The 3,845-nt window shown below is 70.3% G+C and carries 5 protein-coding genes; 3 read left to right on the top strand and 2 right to left on the bottom strand.

The genetic code is table 11. The features are described 5' to 3' along the window. Both ACR2JA_RS03855 and ACR2JA_RS03860 read left to right on the top strand, forming a co-directional pair. On the top strand, positions 1-279 hold a 279-nt coding region (locus tag ACR2JA_RS03855), incomplete at its 5' end, for a DUF3617 domain-containing protein (protein WP_434007802.1). A gap of 13 nt (positions 280-292) precedes the next feature. Continuing rightward, the gene (locus tag ACR2JA_RS03860) at positions 293-727 is read left to right on the top strand and encodes a hypothetical protein (protein ID WP_434007803.1); all 435 of its coding nucleotides are present in this window, start codon (positions 293-295) and stop codon (positions 725-727) included. 9 nt (positions 728-736) lie between these two features. Here the strand turns inward: ACR2JA_RS03860 and ACR2JA_RS03865 are convergent, their stop codons facing one another. Both ACR2JA_RS03865 and ACR2JA_RS03870 read right to left on the bottom strand, forming a co-directional pair. After that, positions 737-1,459, bottom strand: a complete 723-nt coding sequence (locus ACR2JA_RS03865; protein WP_434007804.1) for a 16S rRNA (uracil(1498)-N(3))-methyltransferase — start codon at positions 1,457-1,459, stop codon at positions 737-739. Positions 1,460-1,483: 24 nt separating this feature from the next. Beyond that, the gene (locus ACR2JA_RS03870; RefSeq protein ID WP_434007805.1) at positions 1,484-2,575 is read right to left on the bottom strand and encodes an aminoglycoside phosphotransferase family protein; all 1,092 of its coding nucleotides are present in this window, start codon (positions 2,573-2,575) and stop codon (positions 1,484-1,486) included. A 167-nt stretch (positions 2,576-2,742) separates the two neighbouring features. Between ACR2JA_RS03870 and ACR2JA_RS03875 the strand changes: the two genes are divergently transcribed. Beyond that, positions 2,743-3,845 (top strand): LPS-assembly protein LptD (locus tag ACR2JA_RS03875; RefSeq protein ID WP_434007806.1); only part of this gene is annotated, 1,103 nt, incomplete at its 3' end.

Consider the following 3,845-nt stretch of genomic DNA (forward strand, 5'->3'; position numbering starts at 1 on the left):
ACCCAGGGCTGCCTGACCGAGGCCCAGGCCTCGCAATGGGAGGCGAATGTGCGTCAGCAGATCGCCGCGGCCAGTTGCACCGTGCAGTCGCTGTCGGTGATCGGCGGCAAGATCGACGGCGTGATCGCCTGCACCAGCATCAACCAGCCGGTGGTGCAGGTCAGCGGCCTGTACAGCGATTCGGCCTATTCGGTGAACCTGGCCTCGTCGGGCGTGGTCGGCTCGACACCGGTGACGGTGTTCGCCAAATGGGTGGGGCGCCGCCTGGGCAGCTGCTGATCGGAGCGCACCGATGAACCTGCTCCACCGTATTGGCGTCGGCGCACTGGCGCTGGGTCTGGCCTCGCTGGCCAGCGCGGCCATCCCCCTCGCGGTGCTGGAAACCCCGGGGCGCGTGCGGCTGGTGCTGCAGCAGCACGCACAGCAGAAGGCGCCCGCCCTGAGCATCCACTTTTCAGGCTACCTCGACACCCGTTGCCCATCCGACGTGCAATGCGCCTGGGCTGGTGAGGCCCGGGCGTTCTTCTGGGTCAGCGGGGCCGGCATCCAGCCCCAGGTGCTGGTGCTGCCGTGGGACGGTTCGGGTCAGCCCGCCCGCGCCACACAGCGCCTCGGGCCGTTCCGCTTCACCCTGGTGTCGCTGGAGCCGCGCCCGCTGATGAGCGGGACGGTGAACCCGGCGGACTATGTGGCCGTGCTGAACGTGGTGGCCGGTCCGGCGCCCTGAGCGCGGCGGTCAGGCCAAGGCCTGGACCAGCGCGGCCAGCGCCGCAGTCTCGGCGCGCAGCACGCGCGGGCCCAGGGTCACGGGCAGGAATCCGGCGGCGCGGGCCTGCTGATCCTCTGACGGCGACAGGCCGCCTTCCGGACCGCTGAGGAACAGCACCGGCGCATCGGCCGGTTGCCCGCGCAGCACATCGGCCAGCGGGCGGGCACCCTCGGCCAGCGAGAGCACGCAGCGCAGCGGGGCGATGGTCTCGCTGCCGCGCAGCCAAGCGGCCAAGTCGGCCACCGGCTGCACCAGCGGCACGCGGTTGCCGCCGCACTGTTCGCACGCGGCCACCGCCACCTGCTGCCAGTGCACCTGTTTCTTGGTGGCGCGATCGCCGGACAGCCGCAGCACGCTGTGCGCGGTGTGCAGCGGCTGCACGCTGGCCACGCCGAGTTCGGCGGCTTTTTCCACCAGCCAGTCCATGCGTTCGTTGGCCGGCATGCCCAGCGCCAGGTGCACGCGGCGTTGTGGCTCGCGTTCCACCGCTTCAAACGTGTCCACGCGCACGGCCACATCGCTGCGGCCCATGCGCAGCACGGTGGCCTGCCACTGCCCGCCCTCGCCGTTGAACAGCGTGATGGCGTCGCCCGGTTGGTGACGCAGCACCTGCACGTGGCGCGCGGCGGCGGCGGGGAGCTCCAGCTCGGCACCGGCGGTCAGGGGAACGGGGCAGTGAAAACGCGGCATGGGGGTGCTTGGATGGGGCGCCGGTCAGACGCGACCGAAGGCGTAGCCCGAGGCGGCCTCCAGCCCCTCGACCTTGTCGATCAGCTGCAGCAGCGGACCCAGTTCGCGGTAGCGGTGGGTGGTGGCGCGGATGTAGGCGATGAAGCGCGGCGCGTCCGCCAGGTATTTGGGTTTGCCGTCGCGCAGCGTCAGGCGCGCGAAGATGCCGGCCACCTTCAGGTGGCGCTGCAGGCCCATCCATTCCACCGCGCGGTAGAAGGCGCCGAAGTCGCTGTGCCAGTCCTCGAAGTCCATCAGCCCGGCCTTGCGCGCCTTTTCCCAGTAACGGATGGTGATATCGATGACGAAATCCTCGTCCCAGGTGAGGAAGGCGTCGCGCATCAGGCTGGCGATGTCGTAGGTGATCGGGCCGTGCACCGCGTCCTGGAAATCGAGCACGCCCAGCTGCTGCGCGAGCGTGGCGCCCGGCTGGCCGGGGATCATCAGGTTGCGTGGCATGAAGTCGCGGTGCACGTACACCGTGGGGGCGGCCAGGCAGCGTTTGACGATGCTGTCGAAGGCCTTGGCCAGCGTCTCGGCATCCTTGCCTTCCAGCGCGGTCTGGCGGTGCTGGGCCAGGTACCAGTCGGGGAAGAGCTGCAATTCGCGGCGCAGCAGCGGCTCGTCGTAAGCGGGCAGCACACCGGGCCGGGACGCCAGCTGCCAGGCCAGCAGCGTGTCCACCGCCTGCAGGTAGCGCGCGTGGTTGGCCTGCTGATTCGTGGCGTCGATCTGTTCCATCATGGTCTGCGTGCCCAGGTCGGGCAGCAGCATGAAGCCCTGCGGTTCGTCCCAGGCCAGGATGTCGGGCACCAGCAGGCCGGCGTCCTTCATCAGGCCCGCCACGTGCACGAAGGGTTGGCAGTTCTCTTTGTCGGGCGGCGCGTCCATGACGATGCGGCTGGCGCCGTCGGTGGTGTCCACGCGCAGGTAGCGGCGGAAGCTCGCGTCGGCCGAGGCCGGGCGCAGCGTCTCGGGGCGCAGGCCCTGGGCGGCGGCCAGGCCTTGCAGCCAGGTGTGGAAGGCGGTTTCGCGCGCGGCGTCGGACCAGGTGACGGCGGGGGTGTTCGGGGTCATGGGAGCGGGGCCCTGAAGGCGGCAGAAGGCGCGCCGGCAGGGGCGCGCCCGGGTGGTGGGCAGTGGATAATCGCCTGAGATTTTAGAACCCGCGTGCCCGGCGGCTGGCCGGTGCACCCGCCCTGTGCCTGCCCGGGGCGGCGGACCGCCTCCACTCCCGTCACACCTTGAACCGTCGTTCCGTCTGTCCGCTGCCCGCCGCCCGGCACCTGTTCACGCCCTCGCCCGTGGGGCATGGCGTGCGCTCGTTGCTGGCACTGATCGCCTGTGGGGCGCCCGTTCTCGTGTGGGCGCAGACCGATGCGTCAGCAGCCCTGAAGGCCAGCGCGACCCTGCTGGAGACCCTGCCCGAAGCGGCGCAGGGCCAGGTGCCCAGCTTCGTTTCGGGTGATCGGCTGCACGGTCAGACCGACGGCGTGGTGGTGATCGAGGGTGGCGCCGAGTTGCGCCGCCACGGCCTGGTGATCAAGGCCGACCGGCTCGAATACGACCAGCGCAGCAGCGAAGCCAAGGCCGAAGGGCAAGTGCTCATCAACCGCGGGGGCAACCGTTTCGAGGGCCCCTCGCTGCAACTGAACGTGGAGACCAGCCGCGGCCACTTCGAGCAGCCGGCGTTTTCGCTGCTGCAGAGCGACGGGCATGGCGACGCGAAGCGGGTGGACTTTCTGGGGCCGGACAAGGTCGAGGCGACCGAGGCCCGTTATTCGACCTGCCCGCGCACGCCGGGCGCGAAGTGGATGCCCGACTGGCTGGTGCGGGCCGACCGCATCGAGCTGGACAACGCCGAAGAGGTGGGCACGGCCCACGGCGGCGTGATGGAGTTCAAGGGCGTGCCCTTTCTGGGGGCGCCCTACCTGAGCTTCCCTCTGACCGACAAGCGCAAGAGCGGCGTGCTGCCGCCGACCATCAACCTGGACAACGTCAGCGGGCTGGAACTGACCCTGCCCTACTACCTGAACCTCGCGCCCGAGTTCGACGCCACGCTCTACCCGACGCTCATGAGCAAGCGTGGCCTGGACATGGGGGGCGAGTTCCGCTACTTGCAGCCCGCCTACAACGGCCGCCTGCGCGCGGCCTACATGCCCAACGACACGCTGCGCAGCAGCGACCGCTGGGGCTACGCCCTGCAGCACCAGCACAGCGTGTCCACCGGCGCCACGCTCGGCGGCATGGGTCTGCAGAGCCCGCTGGGCCTGCGCCTGAACCTCAACCGCGTGAGCGACGACAACTACTGGCGCGACTTCCCGCGGGGCAGCACCTCGCTGACCTC

This window comes from Hydrogenophaga sp. (assembly GCF_051007235.1).
GTDB lineage: Bacteria > Pseudomonadota > Gammaproteobacteria > Burkholderiales > Burkholderiaceae_C > Hydrogenophaga.

Excerpts from the sequence above, each read along its gene's own strand:
- ACR2JA_RS03870 (WP_434007805.1), bottom strand. The coding sequence starts at position 2,575 with ATGACCCCGAACACCCCCGCCGTCACCTGGTCCGACGCCGCGCGCGAA.
- ACR2JA_RS03865 (WP_434007804.1), bottom strand. The coding sequence starts at position 1,459 with ATGCCGCGTTTTCACTGCCCCGTTCCCCTGACCGCCGGTGCCGAGCTG.
- ACR2JA_RS03860 (WP_434007803.1), top strand. The coding sequence starts at position 293 with ATGAACCTGCTCCACCGTATTGGCGTCGGCGCACTGGCGCTGGGTCTG.